Origin of the sequence: Pseudomonas sp. FYR_7 (genome assembly GCF_043106155.1) — a bacterium.
GTDB classification, from domain to species: Bacteria; Pseudomonadota; Gammaproteobacteria; order Pseudomonadales; family Pseudomonadaceae; genus Aquipseudomonas; species Aquipseudomonas parafulva_B.
Map to the genome: position 1 here is coordinate 52,186 of NZ_JBICMI010000023.1, position 20,114 is coordinate 72,299.

Annotated in this window: 17 protein-coding genes; 6 read left to right on the forward strand and 11 right to left on the reverse strand. The window is 62.6% G+C overall.

The features are described from left to right. Positions 1-3: 3 nt before the first annotated feature. Both ACF8R3_RS06230 and ACF8R3_RS06235 read left to right on the forward strand, forming a co-directional pair. Complete coding sequence (locus ACF8R3_RS06230; RefSeq protein WP_392515230.1) at positions 4-4,482, forward strand: NEL-type E3 ubiquitin ligase domain-containing protein; 4,479 nt, start codon at positions 4-6, stop codon at positions 4,480-4,482. A gap of 210 nt (positions 4,483-4,692) precedes the next feature. Continuing rightward, positions 4,693-5,244, forward strand: coding sequence for a DUF4174 domain-containing protein (locus ACF8R3_RS06235; protein ID WP_145255305.1), 552 nt, complete (start codon positions 4,693-4,695; stop codon positions 5,242-5,244). A gap of 80 nt (positions 5,245-5,324) precedes the next feature. Here ACF8R3_RS06235 and ACF8R3_RS06240 read toward each other — a convergent pair whose 3' ends face one another. The 3 genes from ACF8R3_RS06240 to ACF8R3_RS06250 form a co-directional block, all read right to left on the reverse strand. Further along, positions 5,325-6,662, reverse strand: coding sequence for an MFS transporter (locus ACF8R3_RS06240; protein WP_078479434.1), 1,338 nt, complete (start codon positions 6,660-6,662; stop codon positions 5,325-5,327). A 158-nt stretch (positions 6,663-6,820) separates the two neighbouring features. Continuing rightward, a complete protein-coding gene (locus ACF8R3_RS06245) occupies positions 6,821-8,386 on the reverse strand; it encodes a diguanylate cyclase (RefSeq protein ID WP_392515232.1) in 1,566 nt (521 codons plus the stop codon). Positions 8,387-8,458: 72 nt separating this feature from the next. Continuing rightward, positions 8,459-8,938 carry a hypothetical protein gene (locus ACF8R3_RS06250; protein ID WP_058637347.1) on the reverse strand — a complete coding sequence of 160 codons (480 nt, stop codon included), beginning with the start codon at positions 8,936-8,938 and terminating at the stop codon, positions 8,459-8,461. 128 nt (positions 8,939-9,066) lie between these two features. Between ACF8R3_RS06250 and ACF8R3_RS06255 the strand changes: the two genes are divergently transcribed. Further along, positions 9,067-9,564 carry a GNAT family N-acetyltransferase gene (locus ACF8R3_RS06255; RefSeq protein ID WP_196121638.1) on the forward strand — a complete coding sequence of 166 codons (498 nt, stop codon included), beginning with the start codon at positions 9,067-9,069 and terminating at the stop codon, positions 9,562-9,564. Between the two features lie 122 nt (positions 9,565-9,686). Continuing rightward, complete coding sequence (locus tag ACF8R3_RS06260) at positions 9,687-10,007, forward strand: hypothetical protein (protein ID WP_058637345.1); 321 nt, start codon at positions 9,687-9,689, stop codon at positions 10,005-10,007. A 105-nt stretch (positions 10,008-10,112) separates the two neighbouring features. Here ACF8R3_RS06260 and ACF8R3_RS06265 read toward each other — a convergent pair whose 3' ends face one another. The 6 genes from ACF8R3_RS06265 to lpxO form a co-directional block, all read right to left on the reverse strand. Next, entirely contained in the window at positions 10,113-10,892 is a 780-nt protein-coding gene (locus tag ACF8R3_RS06265; protein ID WP_392515328.1) for an ABC transporter ATP-binding protein, read from the reverse strand. Between the two features lie 5 nt (positions 10,893-10,897). Further along, on the reverse strand, positions 10,898-11,914 hold the full coding sequence (locus tag ACF8R3_RS06270; RefSeq protein WP_078478765.1) for an iron ABC transporter permease: 1,017 nt from the start codon (positions 11,912-11,914) through the stop codon (positions 10,898-10,900). Further along, positions 11,911-12,921 (reverse strand): ABC transporter substrate-binding protein, encoded by a 1,011-nt coding sequence (locus ACF8R3_RS06275; RefSeq protein ID WP_058637343.1) that lies wholly within the window; start codon positions 12,919-12,921, stop codon positions 11,911-11,913. Before ACF8R3_RS06275 ends, ACF8R3_RS06270 begins: the two co-directional genes overlap by 4 nt. Before the next feature lie 147 nt (positions 12,922-13,068). Further along, positions 13,069-14,235, reverse strand: coding sequence for a DUF1624 domain-containing protein (locus ACF8R3_RS06280; protein ID WP_078479433.1), 1,167 nt, complete (start codon positions 14,233-14,235; stop codon positions 13,069-13,071). Positions 14,236-14,375: 140 nt separating this feature from the next. Then, the gene (locus ACF8R3_RS06285) at positions 14,376-14,945 is read right to left on the reverse strand and encodes an N-acetyltransferase (RefSeq protein WP_326383818.1); all 570 of its coding nucleotides are present in this window, start codon (positions 14,943-14,945) and stop codon (positions 14,376-14,378) included. A gap of 8 nt (positions 14,946-14,953) precedes the next feature. Next, positions 14,954-15,853, reverse strand: coding sequence for a lipid A hydroxylase LpxO (lpxO, locus tag ACF8R3_RS06290; RefSeq protein ID WP_023536108.1), 900 nt, complete (start codon positions 15,851-15,853; stop codon positions 14,954-14,956). A 158-nt stretch (positions 15,854-16,011) separates the two neighbouring features. On the opposite strand from lpxO, the gene thpR reads away from it, so the two are divergent. Then, positions 16,012-16,593, forward strand: a complete 582-nt coding sequence (gene thpR / locus ACF8R3_RS06295; RefSeq protein ID WP_197843954.1) for an RNA 2',3'-cyclic phosphodiesterase — start codon at positions 16,012-16,014, stop codon at positions 16,591-16,593. Here the strand turns inward: thpR and ACF8R3_RS06300 are convergent. Further along, positions 16,582-17,487 (reverse strand): AraC family transcriptional regulator, encoded by a 906-nt coding sequence (locus ACF8R3_RS06300; protein WP_058603869.1) that lies wholly within the window; start codon positions 17,485-17,487, stop codon positions 16,582-16,584. The genes thpR and ACF8R3_RS06300 overlap by 12 nt on opposite strands. 178 nt (positions 17,488-17,665) lie before the next feature. On the opposite strand from ACF8R3_RS06300, the gene calA reads away from it, so the two are divergent. Then, positions 17,666-18,718, forward strand: a complete 1,053-nt coding sequence (gene calA / locus ACF8R3_RS06305) for a vanillin reductase (RefSeq protein WP_027914670.1) — start codon at positions 17,666-17,668, stop codon at positions 18,716-18,718. Positions 18,719-18,769: 51 nt separating this feature from the next. Here calA and ACF8R3_RS06310 read toward each other — a convergent pair whose 3' ends face one another. Beyond that, the gene (locus ACF8R3_RS06310; RefSeq protein ID WP_392515233.1) at positions 18,770-20,086 is read right to left on the reverse strand and encodes a hypothetical protein; all 1,317 of its coding nucleotides are present in this window, start codon (positions 20,084-20,086) and stop codon (positions 18,770-18,772) included. Positions 20,087-20,114: the final 28 nt, after the last annotated feature.

A 20,114-nucleotide genomic window follows, 5' to 3' on the forward strand; every position in this document is an offset into this window, starting at 1 on the left:
CTGATGGATACCGCACTCACTGATCTTGAGCTGGCAGAGCAGGCCGGGCAGGACGGCCTGATCGCTGCTCGCTTGCCGGGCTGGCTCAAAAAGCTCGACAAGGCATTCGTCACCCAGGCAGGCCAAGCCCTCAACAGCAGCCTGACCTGCCGCCACCGTCTGGCGGCGCGGTGGGGATCGATCAAAGGCATCGACGCATTCGCCAAGCCCCTGCTGGAGAAGACCTTGAGCGCTCGCTTCGGTATCACCCAGGGCGTGGACCAGTTGTGGTTTCGCAATGCTTACGAGGTGCCGCTGGCCACGTACTTCCCTGTGCGGGTGCCCTTGACCAAGCGCGAGTACTACCTGATACCGCTGCTCGAAGCCGTATTGCGAAATTTTACCGCTCAAGAGATGCAGCCACAGATCTTGCCGCCCATGGCCGGCGTATATGACGCGGCAGGTAACGCGGTGCCGGGACTTAGTGCCGCTCGGTTTGCCCAATGGGTCCGGGAATTGGATCTAGGGGCGCTCTATCAGCAGCACTTGGCCGCCCATCTGACGTCGGCCTCCATGCAAGCGCTACTGGGCGAGCTGAACCGGCACGAAATGTTGCTTGATGCATTCAAGGCTGACGCCCAGGGCGTATTTGCCCCTGGCGAACTCAAACTGCTGGTCGACTTGTGGCAAAGCGGCAGGCTTGGACACCTGCACGGCGATCGGGTGATTCCCAAGCGTCTGCAGATCCTGGACTGTCCATTGCAGCAGATTCTGGTGCTGGATGTGCGGGACGAATCGTTGGCACCTTTCCACACCTCGAGCAAGCGTGTGCTGGTGTATATCCCGGGTGACCCGTTTGGAGCCTGGAGCGTTGCCGATAATCTGGAGCGCTTTGAACGCACCGTGCTGAACAAACGCTTGCGCCAGCCTGCCTATCAGCAGTTTTTTGCGCGTTTCATCCGACGTCGTGATAGCCAACGGTTCTTCAGCCAGATCGCAACGGCGTTCTATGAGGACATGCCGGTCTGGGCCACGGCTGACCTGTACCCGGTGGCGAGCATCTTGTCGGAGCCTGTGTTCGAAACGCTCGCCAGCGCTCGCGCTCAACACGTGATGGACGATGCCGCGACGCTGGCGCCTCCGGTCAACGCTTTGGATCGAGCGCTCGAGCGTGCCCATGAGCAACGCCTGGCAGCCGAAGGCTGGACGCTGCTGGGATTGGCCAGCTTCTGGCTACCTGGGTTGGGCTTGGTACTGCTTGCCGTGACTGCTTGGGAGTTGCTGAAGGAGGTGTTCCATGGGGTGGACGCTTGGCATGAGGGCGAGACGGAGCAGGCCATGAATCATATGACCCATGTGGCCGCTGAAGTCACGCTGATTGGCGCTACCGCAGGGGCGGGTTATGGCTTGGCCAAGGCATGGAAACGCTCGACCTGGGTTGATGGCCTGGTCCAGTCCGATGTGCAAGATGACGGCGCGCGCCTGTGGTCTGAGGACTTGTCGCCGTTTCGAAGCGCCCCGCCACCTGCTCAAGCGTTGACAGAACACGAGGGAATCAGCCGCCAAGGCACTGATGCATGGATCCGCATGGACGGCCACACTTACCCGGTGCAGCAACGGGCGACCGACGATCAGTGGCAACTGTTGCCGCGCGACGGTATGGGTCCTCTTTTACAGCACAACGGTGCAGGTGCGTGGCGGTTGTGGAGTGAATCCCCCCTCGATTGGTCGACAACCCATTACCTGTTCAGGCGATTGGGCGGGCCGATGGCAGAACTCGATGACACGCGCATCGAGCAGGTCATGGCCATTCACGCGCTCGACGACGACCAGCTACGCGGTTTGCATATTCGCGGCGCCGACCCCTTGCCAGCGCTGATCGACACCAGCAGCCGTGCGCATCTTGCTCAGCGTGTCGACAACCTGCTGGTGCAGTTGCGCACTGGCGTTGTAACCGAGGATCAGAGCCTGCTGGCGCAGGTTGTCCAGCTGACCGGTGGCGAAGGGCTGTCCAATGTGGATCTAGCGGCGCAGCTCGATGGACAACGGTACGAAGTCATGCAGCACCTGTTGGATCAGCAAACGCCCCCTTCGAGCCAGGAAATCCAAGCCTTACAGTGCGTATTTCCACGCTTGTACCCCGCTGCGGCACAGACGCTGTTGGCCAATGCGAGCAGCGTCGACCTGCAACGTCTACGTCAGACGGGCCGCGTGCCACTGCAACTGGCCGAAGCTGCCCGTCAGCGCAGCTCGTACATTCGGGTGCAACGCGCCCTCGAAAGCCTGTATTTGCGGACGTCCCAGGATACGGATTTGGCCAAGCTGGTCCTGGGGTTGCTCGCTTATCGAGCTGGCGGCATCGGTAATGTACGGTGGCGGCTGTTAAGTGCGCAGTCCGACGGCGTACAACTGGCCAGTGCTGGAGAAGGGGATGCCGAGCTACAGCTGTTCCATGAAACCCGAGGCTTCAGCGTGAGAAACGCCTTCGCGCAGGAGATCTGTCCTCCCGGCGACCTGTTCGACGCCATCGTGAGTGCCTATGATCAGGCACAACTGACCTCCATGGGGCTGCATCAGCCTTTCGCCCAATGTTTGCGCCAAGAAGTCGCTGCGCTCGCCCAGGTTCACCGGGCAGCATTGCCTGAGCTCCTGGGCATCACGACTCGCCGCCGCTGGCAATTGCCCACCCGCTTGGCCGACGGTCGCGTGGGGTACCTGCTCAGTGGACGTGGAGGGCGCAGGCCGAACCCCTACCTGCGAAGGCTGAGGTTTCTGTACCCCACTTATACCGATACCCAGCTTGACGCGTGGCTGGATGATGCGCGATCGGCCGCAGGGGGGATCGAAGCACGGTTGCGACGCCTGGAGGATCAGTACCGGCTCCTCAGCGCGCAGTTGCGCACATGGGCCAGGCAAGGATCTAGCCATGCCGAACGACAACGCCGCCGATCGCTTGGACGAGCCTTGCGCAATTGCTGGCAGCACGTCCTGGATGAGGGCATGCACGGCGACAGTCTTATCCAAGCCTATCGTTGGGACATGATTGGCATTCATACCGAAAGCCTACCGGAGCTGCCGTCCCAGGTAGGGTTCGACCATGTGTATTCACTGGCACTGCGCGACGCCAGCATCCGCCATTTGCCTGAAAGCTTCCTGGGTGCATTCACCAGTGTTCGGTCGCTCGAGCTTCCCGATAACCAGCTCTTGCGGATTCCCCAGGCGCTCTTGCAGCTGGAACATCTGTGGACGCTGAACATGGCACACAACCAGATCGTGCTTGATGCGGGGCAGGCCACTATTCTGGCTTGCTGCAGCAACTTGCGTTATCTGGACCTCTCACGTAACCCGTTGGGCAGGCCGTTTTCGGTGGGCGGGCTGACATACCTGCACGAGTTGCGTATAGCAGGCGCCGGCCTGCGCAGCTTGCCTTACCAACTACTCGAGAGTACATCCCTGCGGGTGGTCGATTTGCGCGACAACCTGCTCACGGCGTTGCCTGAGAACTTCTATGAATCGCGCCTGTGGGTGGAGGGTGAAGTCCACCTGGGCGGCAATCCGCTGTCGGCTGCTGAGCGTGAGCGGCTGGCGCAAGCGTTGCTCACGGCCGCTACCCGCGCCCGTGACCGAGCGATGGGACTGGTGCGACTGCGCTGGATGGATGCGATCGGCCTGAACCATCGCACCGAACTGGGCGCCTGCTGGGAACACCTGCAGGCCATGGAGGACGCCGGCGAGTTCTTCGGTCTACTCGAACGCCTCATGGACACAGCGGATTTTCAGCACCGCACTGGTGCGCGGTATCTCGCCGGCCGAGTACTGACACTGTTGAGGGCCATGCGAGATTCGAGCGACCTGAGGGTGGCGATGTTCAGCGATGCCGAGCAACTGACCTGTCAGGACAGCGTGGCTCTGCGTTTCAGCGACCTTGAAGTGCGCCTGCGGGTCTGGCAGGCCGACGCCCAAGCGCAGCAAGGTGATCAGGAACAGGCTCTTTTGCACCTGGGGCGGCAGCTGTGGCGCTTGGATGAGGTCGAGCGTGTGGCCATGGATGACGTGCGCTGGCGCCAGGCCGATGGTGCCGATCCTGACGAGATCGAGGTGGTGCTGGCTTACCGCCTGGCGCTACGCGAGCGCCTTGACCTGCCCATCTTCACCAGCGGCATGTCATTCAGGGAGGTAGCCGGGGTTACCGAAGCGCATATGGAGCGGGCAGCCAGGCGCGTGCTGCAGGCAGAAACCAGCGAGCAACTGGCCAACTCTCTGTTGGATCGGGAGTTCTGGTGCAGGCACGTACGCAACGTGCATGCGCAGCGTTTTGAGGAGATGAACGCCCCTTTTCATGCACGGCTGGAGGCTGTGCAAGAGGCTCCTGATCTGAGCGAACAGCAGGTGTTGCAGCAGACAGAAGAAATTTCACAGCAACGCCAGACAGGCGAGCGCGCTCTTCTGCTGGCCATCACGCGTCAGGCGCTGGACAGCGCGGCCGAGCCCATCTCACCCTGAGGTGAAGCAGGCCGTCGTACCAGCGCAGGATAAGCGTGTTGAGCTATGCTCATAGGCATGCATGGGCTATCTAGGGCGCCACCTGGCAGGGTGGACACCTCCAGTTACTTTTGAGTTGCGCCTTGCCGGGTGGGTTGGTTTAGGCTCCTGCGTCGGACCTTTCTCCAAGGTCTGTAGTCTTTGTTTGATCGAGAGAAAAAGGAGATGCGCATGCTCGTCCGGTCACTGACCCTCGCCGCCTTGCTCGCCGCTGTGAGCCCGGCTTTTGCGGCTGACAATAATGGGCCACTGGCCCAGGAGCTGGGCAAGGCAAGGCCATTGGTCATCATCGCACCTAGCAGTGCCGACCCCACCCTCAGGGCCATTACCAAGGCCATGGAGGATCCGGCTACGCAGGCCGCCTTCAAGGAGCGTAACGTCGTGCTGTACAGCGTCGCCCAGATGATGGGGAAACAGGGCGACAAGAACCTTGAGCAGCAGACCACCATGGCACTGATCCGCGAGCTCAAGCTCGGTGCCAGTAAAGGCACCAAGGTCATCCTCGTTGGCAAGGACGGTGAGCGGCACATGCTCAAGGACGATGACACCGGGGAGGTTCTCGACCCCCAGGCCATCATCAAGGCGGTGGACGACCTACCTGCGAGTGAGAAAGCGATCAAGGCATCCGAACCGGCCGCGGCCGCGGCGCAGGAAAAGACCAAGGATGCAAAACCGGCCAAGCCCTCCAAGCCCAGTGCACCGCCCAAGCCCCTGGAAGATTGAGCGTTTTGTCAAGCAAGCGCCTGCGAAGGGCGGGCGCCATGCGGGGTTGCCGGTGCAGCCGCCGGTGCAGCCCTTACGGGTCAGGCGGTGGGTTGCCCGGCGCTGCCAGTCGCAACGAGAGTAGGGTCATCGTGCAGCGATATCCGCGAAGTTTCCGGCAATGCCAGCCCGCCCACTAGCGCTATCAAGGCAATGACGACCAGGTAGAAAGCTGGCGCCAGACTGCTGCCTGTCTGCCCGATCAGCCAGGTCGCGACCAGCGGGGCGGTGCCGCCGAACAGGGTGTAGGCCACGTTATAGGTAATGGCCGAGGCTGTATAGCGGGTACGTGTAGGGAAGCTTTCCGATAGCAGGGCCGCCGTTACAACGCCGCTGGACAATGCACCCACCGCCAGCAGCACCACACCTAGCAGGGCGCCGAACATCGACCCCGAGCTGGCCAGCCAGTAGGCCGGGAACACGCACAGCATCACCCACAAGCAGGTAAAGCCAATGGTTTTGCGCCGCCCGATGCGATCCGACACAGCGCCGGCAACCGGGCAACCCGCGGCGGCGAACAGCAGCGCAACAGTGGTCACCAGCAATGACTGGGCGCGAGTCAGGTTGCCCACCAGTTGCAGGTAGGTGGCAAAGTAGGTGGTGAACATATAGAACGACAGTGCGGTGAGGGAGATGAACGCGCCCAGGTTGCGTATCGCGCGTCCATGGTGGCGCAGCGTCTGCTTGAGGGGCGAATGCTCATGTTCCTTGCCTTGCGCCAGTGCTTCACGGAAGGCTGGCGTTTCTTCCATGCGCCAGCGCAGGTACAAACCCACCAGGCCCAAGGGTGCGGCGATCAGAAACGGTACACGCCAGCCCCAGGCGGCCATGGCTTCCGTGCTCAGGCTTGCTTCCAGGCCGTAGGCGATCACGGCAGCGCAGGCAAAGGCCGAGAACGTCGAGACCGGCACGAAGCTGCCGTAGAACGCGCGCTTGTCGTTTGGTGCATGCTCCATCAGGTAGGCACATGCCCCCGCATATTCACCTCCGGCCGAGAAGCCTTGCAGGCAGCGTGCAAGCGTCAACAGTACGGGGGCTGCCAATCCGATGCTGGCATACGTTGGGAGCAGGCCGATGAGGGTGGTGGAGCCTGCCATCAGCAAGATAGTCAGCGACAGGATGCGCTTGCGTCCCAGGCGGTCTCCCAGCGCGCCGAACACGATGCCACCCAGTGGGCGCAGGGCGAACGCCACGGCAAACACGGCGAAGGTCTTGAGCAAGGCGACGCTCGGGTCGCCACTGGCGAAGAACTGGCTGGCGATGAGGGTTGCAAGAAAGCCGTAGACGGCGAAGTCGAACCATTCGACGAAATTGCCGATGGCCGAAGCGGCGATCACCCTGCGCAGGGTGGCAGGGGATACCTCGTGAGGTGCGGACATGCGGGTGCTCTCCGATTTTCCATTGGCAGCCATGACGAGCGTGGTGCGGTCGAGCCGCGCCATCATTTGTTGTGGTTGTCAGTAGATCGGCCCCGCTTATGGGTTGCTTTGTCGAGGACGACCTTTGGATGCCAGAAACGACCGGGGCGGTTGGAGCTCTAGGCCACGACAACGCGGTTGCGCCCACTCTGCTTGGCCAGATAAAGCGCTCTGTCAGCCGCGGCCAACGTGCCGGCCGCATCGTCTGTGCCTTCCCAATGCGCCACTCCAAGCGACACAGTCAGGTCGCCCACCGGAGCTATCGGGGTGTCCTCGATGATCGCGCGCAGGCGCTCGGCCACACTGGCTGCCACAGCCAGGTCTGCGCCAGGCAATAGCATCAGAAACTCCTCGCCGCCAGTACGGCAAAGCAAGTCGCCTTCCCGACAACAGCGGCGCATCGAATGGGCCAGTTGTCGTAGCACGGCATCGCCTGTGTCGTGCCCGTTGCTGTCGTTGATCCGTTTGAAATGATCCACGTCCATGACGATGGCTGAAAAACGCCGGCCTTCAGCCTCTAACAACGACAGGCTGAATTCCAGCCCGCGGCGATTGACCAGCCCTGTCAGGGGGTCGGTCTGGGCTTCGCGGTTCAGCCGGCCAATGCGTTCGTGTAGCAAATTCAGGCCGAACAACAACGCTCGCTTGAGCTCAGCTGCCTCGAAATACCACGCACGCACCCGGTGCAAATCTTCGGCCGTGTTGGCGCTGTCCATCCTCCTTGCACTGGCGGCGAGCTGCCAGAGCGGCCGAGCGATGACCAATGCCAGCCACCAGAGCAACAGGCTGCCGACCAGCGCCAGTGGCACCGATGCACCTATCACGTTGAGGACCAGGGTATTGAGCGGTGCCACGGTGCGTGACAGTGGCTGCTGGGCGACCACGCCCCAACGGGCACTGGGCACGGTGGCGAAGCCTGCTAGCATATCGACGTTCTGGCTGTTGGTGAGTGCCAGGGTGCCGCTGGGCAGCGTTGGCAACTGGTCGATCAAGGCATTGCCCTGCACGACGGTACCGATACGCTGGTTATCAGGGTGGTAGAGCAGGCGTCGTTGGTGGTCGACTACATAGAGATATGAGCCGTCCTTGTAGAAATGCTCGCCCAGCAAACTGTTGAGGATGTTGTGTTCGCGCAGGTAGAGCGTGCCCCCTACGTAGCCCAGGTAACGGCCTTGCTCGTCGATGATCGGCTGCGAGAGGGTGACCACCAAGTTGTTGGCAGCGGAGACGTAAGGGGTAGAGACCAGCGCACGCCGCAGGTGCAGCGCTTCGTCGACCCCCGGGGAGTGCATGCGCCCGCCCACCAGGTGCCGCAGCGGCGCAGGGGAGACGGACAGCAACGTGCCGTCGGCATCGATCACGAAGGTGGAATTGAACGCCATGCTCTGCGCCAGCACGCGGTGTGTTTCAGCCTGCAAGGCCACGGCGTCACTCAGTTGCCGGCCTTGCACACCTGCGCTGAACTGCAATTGCTGCAAGGCGTTCCCGATGAAGGTTTCGGTGATGCTGGCCAGCTTGGTGGCGTACACCCGGTTCGCTTCCAGCGCGTGATCGATCAGCAACTGGCGCTGGACGCGGTAGCTGGCAAAATAGCTGGCGCACAGCATTACCAGTGCAGTGAGTGCACAGAGCACCAGAATGAGCCTGCGCAGGTCCAGTCGCAATCCATGCTTGGTGTTTGGCAATCCTGACCTCGAAATCATCAGATACGGAGAATGGCAAGCAATCCTCGATAGCCGTCGCGTAGCGCGTGACGCTCAGGGGGCGGGGTTTTCCAGAGCCTGGAGTTCTGCCTCCACGTCCTGCATGCGCTGTTCAGCCACCGCCTGTACCTTGGCATCTGCGGCGGTTTGCTGCATCAGTGCCGTGAGTTTTTCGCTCAACCGCTTGCCTTCAGGGGTTTTTTCCAAAGCGCGGGCCTTGGCGGGGTCCTGCAAGGCGCCGACGATACTGGCGAATTCGGCATCGGTAAAATTCTGTTCGCTGTACAGGCGGAACAGGTCCTGGCGCTGGTCGTCAACGGTCAGGTGTCGGCGCAGCACCTGTTCGATGCTGGCTTGGCTCACGTCCGGGTGCTTGCCTGCAAGGAGCACGGCCATGCGTTGAATGTTGTGGTCATAAGCCTCCTGCAGTGGCAGCTGGGCAACGATCTGTTCTTCACGCGTGGGCTTCTGGTCGCACGCCGTGACCGCGGCGATGAGCGCAAACATGAGCAGCAACTTCGAAGGGCGAGGCATGGCTTGGCCTGAGTGGGCTGTGGAGTAGGGCAATTATAGGGGTGCGCACGCGTCCTGGACGAGCGTTGCATTTGCCTTGCCGGGCTCGCTGCGGTAGAACCAGGCCCTTTCACTGCAACGGTTGCCCCATGCCTGAACTGATCCTGAGCCCCGTGACCCCAGAAACCCGTGAGGAGGTCGTGGCCTTTGTCGAGGCCGCGCGGCGGGACTTGTTTCCGATGCTTGCCAGCGCGTCCAAACCTGCGGACCTTGAACATTTTGATGATGTCTATCTGCAAGGCGCCGGCGCGTTCATCGAAGCACGGGCAGGCGCAGACCTGGTGGGCGTAATCGGCTACCTGCCCTATGACAATCGTTTTGCCCAGTTCGATTACGGTGACCAGCGTGTGGTCGAGGTCGTGCGTCTGTTCGTGTTGCCTGCCTATCGCCGGCACGGCGTTGCGGCGCGCTTGTTCGGGGCCTTGACGGCGCAAGCGGCAAGCGAAGAAATCGACCGTTTTTACCTGCATACCCATCCGTTTCTGCCGGGGGCCGTCAGCTTCTGGGAGCGACAGGGCTTCACCCTGCTGCAGGTCGAGGACGACCCGGTCTGGCAGACAACCCACATGGACCTGCGGCTGCGTTAAGCGCTCGGACATGTCCTACATTGACGTGGGCGTGATGGACCACGCGTTCATTTTCTTACAAGGCAGGTGATGATTTGCTTCCTCGTGCACGGACTTTTCACAGCCGCAGAGGGAGAGCGACAATGCCGCACATGGCCCTGTACAAACTGAAACTGCTGGATGAATTCGAAGTTCGCACAGACGGTTGGTCGTTCGACGATTTCCAAAACCGCCTGATGGACATATGGCGTGGCGCCACCCGCCAGGATGCCGCCAGCATCATCAATGCCGCGCACCGAGAGGGCCGATGGCCCAGGACGGTCAGGCAGTACCTGCTCAGTCGCATCGAGGTGGCCGGTCACGTCGAACCGGAACTGGAAGCCACCTTCATCGAACTGTCGGACTCACTCACCGGTCAAGAGCGGGCGCAATGGTGCCGCACGGCGACCGACACGGTTCACTGACCGCTGACATGGGCGCGCGGTGGCTTCGCTGCCGCCGCCCGTATTCAACACGCACGGCCGTCAGCCTACCCGCCGTCCACAATGCGCCGCGTGGCACGGAGGCACTCACGCGCAGCGAAAACGCAGTACCTGAGCGCCGTCCATCGGGTCGGTGAGCACGTGCGCGTGAACGCCGAAGGTGCTCAGCAAGCAAGCGGGCGTGAGCACATCCAGCGGTTTGCCCAAGGCGACCAGTCGCCCATTGTTCAACACCGCCACACGGTCGCACGTCAATGCCTGATTGAGATCATGCAGGGCCACCAGCGTCGTGACCGGCAACCCCTGCACCTGCTGCAACAAGGCGAGTTGATGCTGGATATCGAGGTGGTTGGTGGGCTCGTCCAGCAATAGCACCGCGGGGCGTTGCGCCAGCGCCCGGGCGATGTGAACGCGCTGGCGCTCGCCACCGGACAACGACCCCCACAGGCGGCTGCGCAAATGCAGTGCATCCACATCAGCCAGGGCGTGCTCGACGATGGCCTTGTCGTCGTCACCGAATGGCGCCAAAGCCGACAACCATGGGATGCGGCCCAACGCCACGGCGTCGAAGACTCGAATGGCATCGAGCGTGTCAGCATGCTGCTCGACAAGTGCCAATGCCCTTGCCACCGTTCTGCGAGGCAGACGCGAGAGCGACTTGCCCAGAAGTTGCACGGTCCCCGTGGCGGGCTTGCGAAGGCCTGCCAGCACCTTGAGCAGCGACGACTTCCCCGAGCCGTTTGGCCCGACGATGGCCAGGGTCTCACCGGCGTGCACCGTCAGGTCGATCCCGTCGAGCACCGGGCGGCCACCCAGGTGCAGGCTGATGCCCTGGCAATCCAGTGGGGCGAGCTGCATGGGCGCCATGGCGGTCACGCGCGTCCCCTTCGGGCTACCAGGATAACGGCGAACACCGGTGCGCCGATCAGGGCCGTGACCACCCCTACGGGGATGACCTGTCCGGCGATCAACGTCCGCGACAGGATATCCGCGGTGATCAAGAACAGCGCCCCGCCCAGGGCGCTGGCCGGTAGGAGCCGGTTATGACCGGGCCCGAGCAGCAGGCGCAGCGCATGGGGAATGACCAGGCCCACGAAACCGATCGCGCCGACGATGGAGACCATGACGGCGGTGACCAGGGCTGCACAGCTGATCAGTAACAGTTGAGTGCGCCGTACCGGCACGCCCAGGGATGCTGCCGAATCGGCGCCAAAGGTGAACGCATCCAGCGCACGGCGTTGCCACAGGCAAATCAGAAGGCCCAATAGGGCAACCGGCACGGTCAGCCAGACCGAAGGCCAGCGCACGCCACTGAGATTGCCCAGCAGCCAGAACAGGATGCCGCGGGCCTGTTCGGCCGTCGCCGACTTGGTGATCAGAAGCGCCGTCACAGCATTGAACAACTGCGAGCCAGCCACCCCGGCAAGGATGACGTGAGCCCCCGTGCTGCCTGGGCTCGCGGCGCGCGCCAGCAGCAGCACCAGTGCAAAGGCTGCCAAGGCGCCGATGAAGGCCCCAGCAGACATGCTCAGGGTCATGCTGCCCACGCCCAACAGACCCACCAGCACCGCTCCTGTAGATGCGCCTGCCGACAGGCCCAGCAGATAGGGCTCGGCCAGCGGATTGCGCAGCAGCGCCTGGAGGATCACGCCGCAGGTGGCCAGCCCGGCGCCGCAAGCCGCCGCGACGAGGCTACGGGTCAGCCGGTAGTTCCACACAACACCAGCATCGATGGGGTCGAGCGGGTAGCCCGCTTGCCAGGCGTGGTTGGCCAGCACCTGGCCGACCAAGCGTAATGACAGAGGGTTTTCACCGATCGCAGTACCCGCCAGCAGCGCACCCCCTAGGGCTACCAATGCGGCGCAGGTCACCGTCAGACGCTTGATCACGGGGCTGCAACGCCAGTGGAAAAGGCTGCCGCCAGCGTCTGCAAGCCGCGGAACAAACGAATGCCCGCCTGCATCGCCTCGGCATCGAGCACGATGATGCGCCCATGCTTGACGGCGTCCATGTGCTGGGTCACAGGGTCATTGCGCAAGAAGTCGAGTTTCTTCTGGTAGTCGTCGGCCGGAAAACGACGGCGGTCCATGCGTGCAATGATCAGCCAGGTTGGGTTGGCCTTGGCCAATGTCTCCCAACTCACGGTTGGCCACTCCTCGGTGGAGCTCACCACGTTGCGCACGCCAAGGGCACGCAGCATGAAATCCGCAACGCCCTGGCGGCCTGCCACGTACGGGTCGGTGGCCAGGTCAGCGCTGGAGAACCAGAACAGCGCCGAGGTATTTGACAGGTCCACGCCTGCCAGCTGCGCCTGGGCATTGGCCAAACGGCCCTTGAGTTCGTCATTGAGGGCGGCGCCACGGGCCTGCACATCGAAGACGCTGGCCAATTCGCTGACACTCTTGTAAATGCTTTCGACCTGGAAGGCCTGCAGCCGCGTGCCGTCGGCGCCTACCAGGTTGTCCTTGCCTTCGCAATCCGACGGCAGCACATAGGTGGCGATGCCCAACTCATCGAATTGCTCGCGCGTACCCACCGCGCCCTGGTCCCCGACCATCCATTCGAACTGGGCCGTCACCAGTTGCGGGCGCTTGCCCACCACCGCCTCGAAGCTGGGCTCGTTGTCGGCAAGCCGAGGGACCTTGGCGTCTTGCGCCTGGTAATCGGGCAATACGTCATTGAACCACAGCGATGAACCGGCGAGCTGGGCACCCAAGCCCAACGCGTACAGCATTTCGGTGCCCGCCTGACCGATAGTCACCACGCGCTGGGGTGCCTGGGTGAACACCTGGGGTTTACCGCAGTTGTCGATCGTCAGCGGATACGCGGTGGGTGCACCCTGGGCCAGGCCGGCGATGCCAAGGCCAGCGAGCAGGGTGGCGAAACGGGGCAGCATGCAGGACGATCTCCTGTGGGGCAGTTCCCGATGGCTCGCGCAAGACGAACGCGGGATTCCCTATTGATGTGAGGGTGGAAACCGGCGGCACGCATGGTAGACCATCGCGCCGCCGGGTGAAACGCTTTTAGGGTCTGGTTTAGCCGCCTAGAAGTACTTCAGCCACGCCAGATCACGCCGGCGCGCCTTCAGCCGGGCGAACCAGCGTACAGGCGGGTAGAGCATTAGCGGTAGCAGGGCCGACGTGAGCCAAACCGCGGCAATGGTCTGGAAACCAAAGTAGGCCCCCTGGTTGGCCCCCCACACACCTAGTGCGCTCAGGTACAGGAGCTTGAGCACGTAAAGGTGCAGCAGATAGAAAAACATCGGGGCTGCGCCAAACATCGCCAGCACTCCGATCCAGCGCGGGTGCCCTGCGCGCTCGAATGCACGCAGCAGCAGCAACCCAACGCCCAGGGTCAACGTCAGGAACACCAGTGACGGCGGGTATTTGGTGATGTTGAAGAAACTCATCAGCGTCTGCGCCAGCGCTGGGTGAACACTCCAGTGCGCTTCGCCATAGGCGTTGATCGCGCGCAGCGCGACAAAGCCCAACAGGGCGCCGCACCCAGCGTGTAGCAGCCGTCGTTGACGCAGTGCCGGTGTGCATGCACTGTGCAACCAGGGGCCGAGCCAGTAGCCAACGGCGATGACGCCGACCCAGGGCAGTACCGGGTAGGAGGTGCGCAAGCGCAGTGTGGAACTGACATCGAGCCAGGTACGGTCGTGAGCGATGGCCCAGGGCACATGCCAGGGGGATGCGGCGTCGAAGTGCACACCGTCAAGCAGGTTGTGCCCGGCGATGAGGGTCAGCCCAACGGCGAGCAGGCCAGCCCGGGGCAGCCATATCAAGGCTGACAGCGCCATCATGCTGATACCGATGGCCCAGATCACTTGCAGGTAGATCACAGTCGGCGGCACCTGGAATGTCCAGGCGAAGTTCACCAGGGTGAATTCCAGCACCACCAGAAAAAGCCCGCGCTTGAACAAAAACATCGAGACTTCGCCGCGACGCTGCCGTTTTTCGCCGTAAAGCCAGGCAGACAGGCCGGTGAGCAGCACGAAGACCGGCGCGCACAGGTGTGCGAGGGTGCGACTGACGAATAACGCAGGCTCGGTGGTTTCCACGGCCATCGGGTCACTGACCTGATACTGCATGAAAAACGTTTCGCGCACGTGGTCCAGCAGCATGATCAGCATGACGAAACCGCGAAGGGCGTCGATGCTCTGCAAGCGTTGGTGTGAGAGGGGAGGTAGCAAGGATGTAGGGGGCATGGGCATCACGGTTAAAGACGACGGACGAAACGTTATCTTATAACCCGAGCGCTGAGCAAGACTGCCTGTTTTAAACCGTCAGAATCTGGCGTGTACTGGCTCCAGGGCACGGGCATCAGACCCTGGAGCGCCAAGGCTGACTACCGACCCTTGCGACGCGATACCCGCGCTTCGATGTTCTTGCGGCCAATAAGCAGCGCAGGCTTTTCCGTGACTGGCTCATCGGCCAGCCATTTATACATGACAAGGCAATCCACCAACCCCAGGTGTGCATGGCGGTAAGCCTTGGGCAAGCGGCCGACGGTTTCGAAGCCCAGCTTGTGCCACAAGGCCACCGCCACTTCATTGCTGGCGACCACCGAGTTGAACTGCAGCGCCAGAAAGCCTTCCTGACGAGCCAGCTTCTGCGAGTGCTCGCACATCAAGCGCGCCACCCCGCGGCCACGTGCCTGCTCGGTCACCATGTAGCCACAATTGCCCACGTGGCTGCCTGGCCCGCCGGCATTGGCCTTGAGGTAGTAGGAGCCCAGGAGCTCGCCCTGCGCTTCGGCTACCAGTGTGTGCCGGGGCAGCTCGAGCCACATATGGCGGGCCTGCTCAAAGGTCATGTCGGGGTCAAGGGCGTAGGTTTCGCGCGCCTGGACCACGCCCTGCAGCGTGGGCCAGAAGCGCTCGAAATCTTCTGGCGTCATGGGGCGGAGATTGATCATGTGCAGCCTCAGATGTAGATGAACACCAACACCAGCGCCGCCACCACTGCCCATTTTTCGAGGTAGTAACGCGTGCGGTTGCGCTTCTTCAGTGCTTTGCCGCGTTCGCGGATGCGGTAGATGCGGGTGAACAAGCGGTTGATGGCGCCGGTCTTGTCCCCTGCATCGTTGGGCGCCGCGGCGGCGGCCATGACGTTGCGGCTGAACCAGCGATTGAACGCCGTGGCCCAGCGGTACTTGAGCGGGCGCTCCACATCGCAGAACAGAATGATGCGATTGTGCTCGGTGGTGTTGGCCGCGTAGTGGATGTAGGTTTCGTCGAACACAACGCCCTGGCCATCGCGCCACGAATATTTCTCGCCATCGACGTCGATGTAGCAGCCGTCGTCGTTTGGAGTATCCAGGCCCAAGTGATAGCGGTAGGAGCCAGCATAGGGGTCGCGGTGCCGAACCAGCTTGGCCCCAGGGGGCAGGGTGGCGAACATGGCGGCCTTGACGGTGCCAATGCCTTGCAGCAGTTGCGTGGTGCGCGGGCACAGGGTCATGGCCGACGGATGACTCTCGCCGTACCACTTGAGGTAAAACCGCTTCCAGCCTGTCTTGAAGAACGAGTTGAAGCCCACGTCGTCGTAATTATCGGACTTCTTGATTTCGCCAACCTGGAGTAAGCGCTGGGCTTCTTCACGGATTTCCTGCCAGTGTTCCTGCAGCGGTTGTAGCTCAGGGAAGGCTTCGACCGGCAGGTAAGGTTTGGCCGGATGTTTCGAGAACAAGTAAAGGAAACTGTTGACCGGGGCCAGGAAACTGGAATGGTCACCCAGCTGGCGGGTCAGCTTGTGACGCACCCGGCCGCGCAGGTGAACGTAGGCGATCGAGAGGACGAATAGCAGAACGAGTGCAATTTTCATGGACGTTTACTTGTCGAAAAATGGCCATGCGCGATGGCATAAGCCCGCCAGCATAAACAATCGTCGCGGCAGTTTGTACCTATTGTTACGAAACTGTCCGGCCGGTTCGGTGTCGCGTTGCATCGTCCGCGACCCTGGTTTCACCTTCAGGAGATCTTATGGCTCAGGACACTCGCTCCACGGCCAGCCCGTTCAAGCGGCTGTTTTTCGCCCTGCCAGTCAGTGATGCCCAGCGCCGCGATGTCTCCCAGTGGCGACGCAGCCTGGCGCTGCGCAGCGGCAGGCCGGTGCCAGCCGCCAATTTCCATATCACCCTGGCATTCCTGGGCAATGTCGATGCGGCGCAGGTCCCATCGGTGTGCGCTGCCGTCGACCAATTGCTGCTGCCCGACAAGGCGCCGAGGCTGGTGCTTGATCGCTTGCAGGTGTGGCACAGGGCCGGTGCCCTGGTGCTTGAGGCGCAGCATACGCCTGCGCCCCTTCTTCACCTGGTCTATGGGCTGCAACAGGCGCTGCTGCCCTTGGGTATCGCCGTTGCAGACCGCACCTTTCGACCCCACTTGACGTTGTCCCGCGACTTTCACGGGCAGCCCCCTGAGGCCAGCACGCCGCCTGAGTTCTTTGTCAGCGCCCGGGAATGTGTACTTTACGAGTCTCGAAAGGGCGCCTATCAGCCATTGGCACGCTGGGCATTGGGGGATGGAGGCGCATTCATTAGCCCACTGGGCTCACACCGGTAGGCTCTGATACGGCAGTTCTTCGCCGGGGCTGCGTTCGAATTGGCGTTTATACTCGCGGCTGAACTGCGACGTGCTCTGGTAGCCCACCCGATGGGCGACCTGAGCCACGCCCATACCTTCGCCGATCAGCATCTGCTGTGCCTTGAGCAGCCTCAGGCGCTTGAGGTACTGCATGGGCGCCATGTCCGTGCAGCGCTTGAAATGCTCGTGGAAGGTGGAGACGCTCATGTTCGCTCGCCCAGCCAGAGCCTCGACGCTCAGTGGCTCGCTGTAGTGTTCGCGCAGGTGGGCCAAGGCGGCGCCGATGCGGGCGAAATGGCCCTGTTGCTCGACCAGCGCTCTGAGTACCCCGGCCTGCGGGCCACGCAGGGCGGCGTACAGCACTTCACGCACCCGGGCCGGCCCCAACACCTTGGCGTCCACAGGATCTTGCAGGCACTCCAGCAACCGCTCGACCCGCTCACGCATGGGCGCGTCCAGGGCGGCCGAGGTCATCGACTGGGGCGTCTGAGCCTGCACCGGGCCATCGGTGGCAAGGCCGCTGCTCTGCACCAATTCGCTCAGCGTGGCGCGGTCGATGGCCACTGCCACGCCCAGCAAGGGCACATCGGGCGTGGCGAAGGTTTCGCACATGAACGGTACCGACAGCGCCTGCACCAGGTAATGCCCCGCGCCATACTCGAGCGTGCGGGGCCCCAGGCGGGCCAGCTTGCTGCCCTGGGCCAGGATCATCAGGCTCGGCTCATAGATCTGCGGGCTGCTGGCCACGTAGTGGTCCCAGCTCAGCACTTGTACCTGGGGCAGGTGGGTGGGCACGAACCCTGGGCGAACCGCCAGACGGCGTATGAGTGCGCAAAGCGGGGCATTGGCGTCGACGTGACGGGTCAGTTGCATGGAGCACCGGGGCAGAGAATCGGACAGCATGGGTGGACGGATTATGCCCGCCGCGCGTTGGCTGCACCAGAAGCTTCGGAGAATCAGGCAAGGCTTCCGGAGAATCTGCGGTGGGCAATGTTCCTATCTGAGAACAAAATGCTTCACATGAACCGTTTCACTTAACCGCGAGGTCTCTATGTATACCGCTATCGGTTACGCCGCCCAAACCCCCACCAGCCCGTTGGCACCCATGACCTTCGAGCGCCGCAGCCCGCGCCCGGATGACGTGGCCATCGACATCCTGTATTGCGGGGTGTGCCACTCGGACATTCACCAGGCCCGCAACGAATGGGGCATTGCGGTCTACCCCTTGATGCCAGGCCACGAGATCGTCGGCCGCGTGACCGCGGTAGGCGCCCAGGTCACCGGCCACAAGGTCGGTGACCTGGTCGGTGTCGGCTGCATGGTGGATTCCTGCCGTCAGTGCGCGGCCTGTGCCAAGGACCTTGAGCAATACTGCCTCGAAGGCCCGACCATGACCTACGCCACGCCCGATCGGGTCGATGGCAGCAACACCATGGGTGGCTACTCCAGCAGCATCGTGGTGAGCGAGCATTTCGTCGTACGCATCCCCGAGGGCATGGACCTGCCCAGCGCCGCCCCTATCCTGTGCGCCGGTATCACCACCTATTCGCCGCTCAAGCACCACGGTGTAGGCCCAGGCCACAAGGTGGGCATCCTTGGCATGGGTGGCCTGGGCCACATGGGCATCAAGCTGGCCAAGGCGCTGGGTGCCGAAGTCACGCTGTTCACCCGTTCCGAGGCCAAGGCCGCTGAGGCGCGCCGCCAAGGGGCAGACCATGTGATTGTGTCCACCGACGCCGAGCAGATGAAAGCGGCAGCCGGTCGTTTCGATTTCCTGCTCGACACCATCCCGGTTCAACATGACCTCAATCCCTACCTGGAAACCCTGACGTTCGACGGCGTGCACATCCTCGTCGGGTTGATCGAACCGATCGAGCCTGCGCTGCATGCTGCCAACCTGGTCATGAAGCGCCGCGTGCTGGCCGGCTCGTTGATCGGCGGTATCGCCGAAACCCAGGAAGTGCTGGACTTCTGTGCCAAGCACGACATCCGTTGCGACATCGAGATGCTGGATATCCGGCACATCAACGAGGCCTATGAGCGCATGATCGCAGGCGATGTGAAGTACCGCTTCGTGATCGACATGGCGACCCTCAAGGCCTGATCGGCCGTCGACCTGCACCGGGATCAAACGGTGCAGGTCCTGTTGCTAGCCTTACCAGGCCAGCGGCTTGTCCCCACCTTTCCAGAACAGCCAGCGGCGGACTTCGCCATGCGGGCCTGTACCGATCTGCCAATCAGGTCGGCCACTGTCGAGCGCGATCACCGAGATGAACCCCGCATGGCTTGCGGCAACGAGGGTTCGACCATCCTCGCTGATGTCCATTGCGCTGATGGTCGAACCTAGATAGTGCTGCCAGCGTTCGCCACCGTCTTCCCCGAAAGCCCGTAAATAACCATAGGCATCACCGACGATGTACTCGTCCTGACGCGCCACGCCTGCGTAGACCCTTGCGCCTTCCTGCACCACCGGCGTGCGGGGGTCCTGGCTGTAGTAGTCCGTATCCAGGCCCTCCAGGTCGCTCACCCTGACGGCCAGCGACGCACCGCTGTAGAAGTGACAGGCATTGAGCAGCAACTGGTCCCCGGTACGGTTGAACAGGGCGTAGTGCGGGTATTCGCTGGCCGGTCCGATACTGGCAACAGGCGTTAACTGACGGTCCAGCACCTGGTGCCGGTTGGCTTGCTCGCCTACCACGACCCACTGCCCGTCGGGCGATACAGCGCCATGGGCCATGCTCAGGCCCAAGATGATGTCATCGGGGTCGGTACCCTCTGCCAGCGCTTGCTCGACCTGCTCCTGGCGCGGCAGCAGCCGGCTCGCGCCCTGCTCAGAGAGCACGAAAATGCCCTCGTCGCTGATCAGCAGCACCTGTTGCCCATCGGGGAAGGGTATCAATGCAGTCGCAATGGGGGGCAGGTCGAAAGGCTCGAACGGATAGCCTTTGGGCAACCCCTCCAAACCGGTAGGCCACGCCAGCCGCCGCACCTGTGGGCCGCCCCATCCATCGGTCACGCGCACACCCTCGGCGTTGGCCAGGGCGAAGAAGCGTCGAGCCGGGCAACGGCCGAAATGCTCGACGCCGATGATGGGTGTCACGGTATAACCATCGATACGCACCACCTGGCCTTTCTCGTGGGGCATGCCGATCCGTGCGAGCAGGCTCCCGTCATCGAGCAGCAGCAACGTGGCGATACCCTGACCATGGGTGTCGAGCAGGGGCAACAAGGGCGCATGGGCTGGCGGCCAAGCCTGGCGAAATGCCTGGCGCTGGTGCTCCTCGACGGTCGGCTGGTTGACCTTGCGCAAGGCGGCGCGCCAGGCGTCCAGCAAGTGTTCGGTGGCAGGGTGCCGGGGTTCTTCGAGCTGCTCCCAGCCGTGCGCACTGCCTTGTGCGACATAGTCGTTGACCGCCTGGGCGTAGGTGATAACGGCCTGCTGCCATTGCTGCTGGGGATGCCGCTTGTCCATGAGTGGGTGGAACTCCTTGATGTGCGCC

Coding starts and splice junctions, on each gene's coding strand:
- ACF8R3_RS06230 (WP_392515230.1), top strand. CDS start 4: ATGGATACCGCACTCACTGATCTTGAGCTGGCAGAGCAGGCCGGGCAG.
- ACF8R3_RS06235 (WP_145255305.1), top strand. CDS start 4,693: ATGCTCGTCCGGTCACTGACCCTCGCCGCCTTGCTCGCCGCTGTGAGC.
- ACF8R3_RS06240 (WP_078479434.1), bottom strand. CDS start 6,662: ATGTCCGCACCTCACGAGGTATCCCCTGCCACCCTGCGCAGGGTGATC.
- ACF8R3_RS06250 (WP_058637347.1), bottom strand. CDS start 8,938: ATGCCTCGCCCTTCGAAGTTGCTGCTCATGTTTGCGCTCATCGCCGCG.
- ACF8R3_RS06255 (WP_196121638.1), top strand. CDS start 9,067: ATGCCTGAACTGATCCTGAGCCCCGTGACCCCAGAAACCCGTGAGGAG.
- ACF8R3_RS06260 (WP_058637345.1), top strand. CDS start 9,687: ATGCCGCACATGGCCCTGTACAAACTGAAACTGCTGGATGAATTCGAA.
- ACF8R3_RS06265 (WP_392515328.1), bottom strand. CDS start 10,892: ATGGCGCCCATGCAGCTCGCCCCACTGGATTGCCAGGGCATCAGCCTG.
- ACF8R3_RS06275 (WP_058637343.1), bottom strand. CDS start 12,921: ATGCTGCCCCGTTTCGCCACCCTGCTCGCTGGCCTTGGCATCGCCGGC.
- ACF8R3_RS06280 (WP_078479433.1), bottom strand. CDS start 14,235: ATGCCCCCTACATCCTTGCTACCTCCCCTCTCACACCAACGCTTGCAG.
- ACF8R3_RS06285 (WP_326383818.1), bottom strand. CDS start 14,945: ATGATCAATCTCCGCCCCATGACGCCAGAAGATTTCGAGCGCTTCTGG.
- lpxO (WP_023536108.1), bottom strand. CDS start 15,853: ATGAAAATTGCACTCGTTCTGCTATTCGTCCTCTCGATCGCCTACGTT.
- thpR (WP_197843954.1), top strand. CDS start 16,012: ATGGCTCAGGACACTCGCTCCACGGCCAGCCCGTTCAAGCGGCTGTTT.
- ACF8R3_RS06300 (WP_058603869.1), bottom strand. CDS start 17,487: ATGCAACTGACCCGTCACGTCGACGCCAATGCCCCGCTTTGCGCACTC.
- calA (WP_027914670.1), top strand. CDS start 17,666: ATGTATACCGCTATCGGTTACGCCGCCCAAACCCCCACCAGCCCGTTG.
- ACF8R3_RS06310 (WP_392515233.1), bottom strand. CDS start 20,086: ATGGACAAGCGGCATCCCCAGCAGCAATGGCAGCAGGCCGTTATCACC.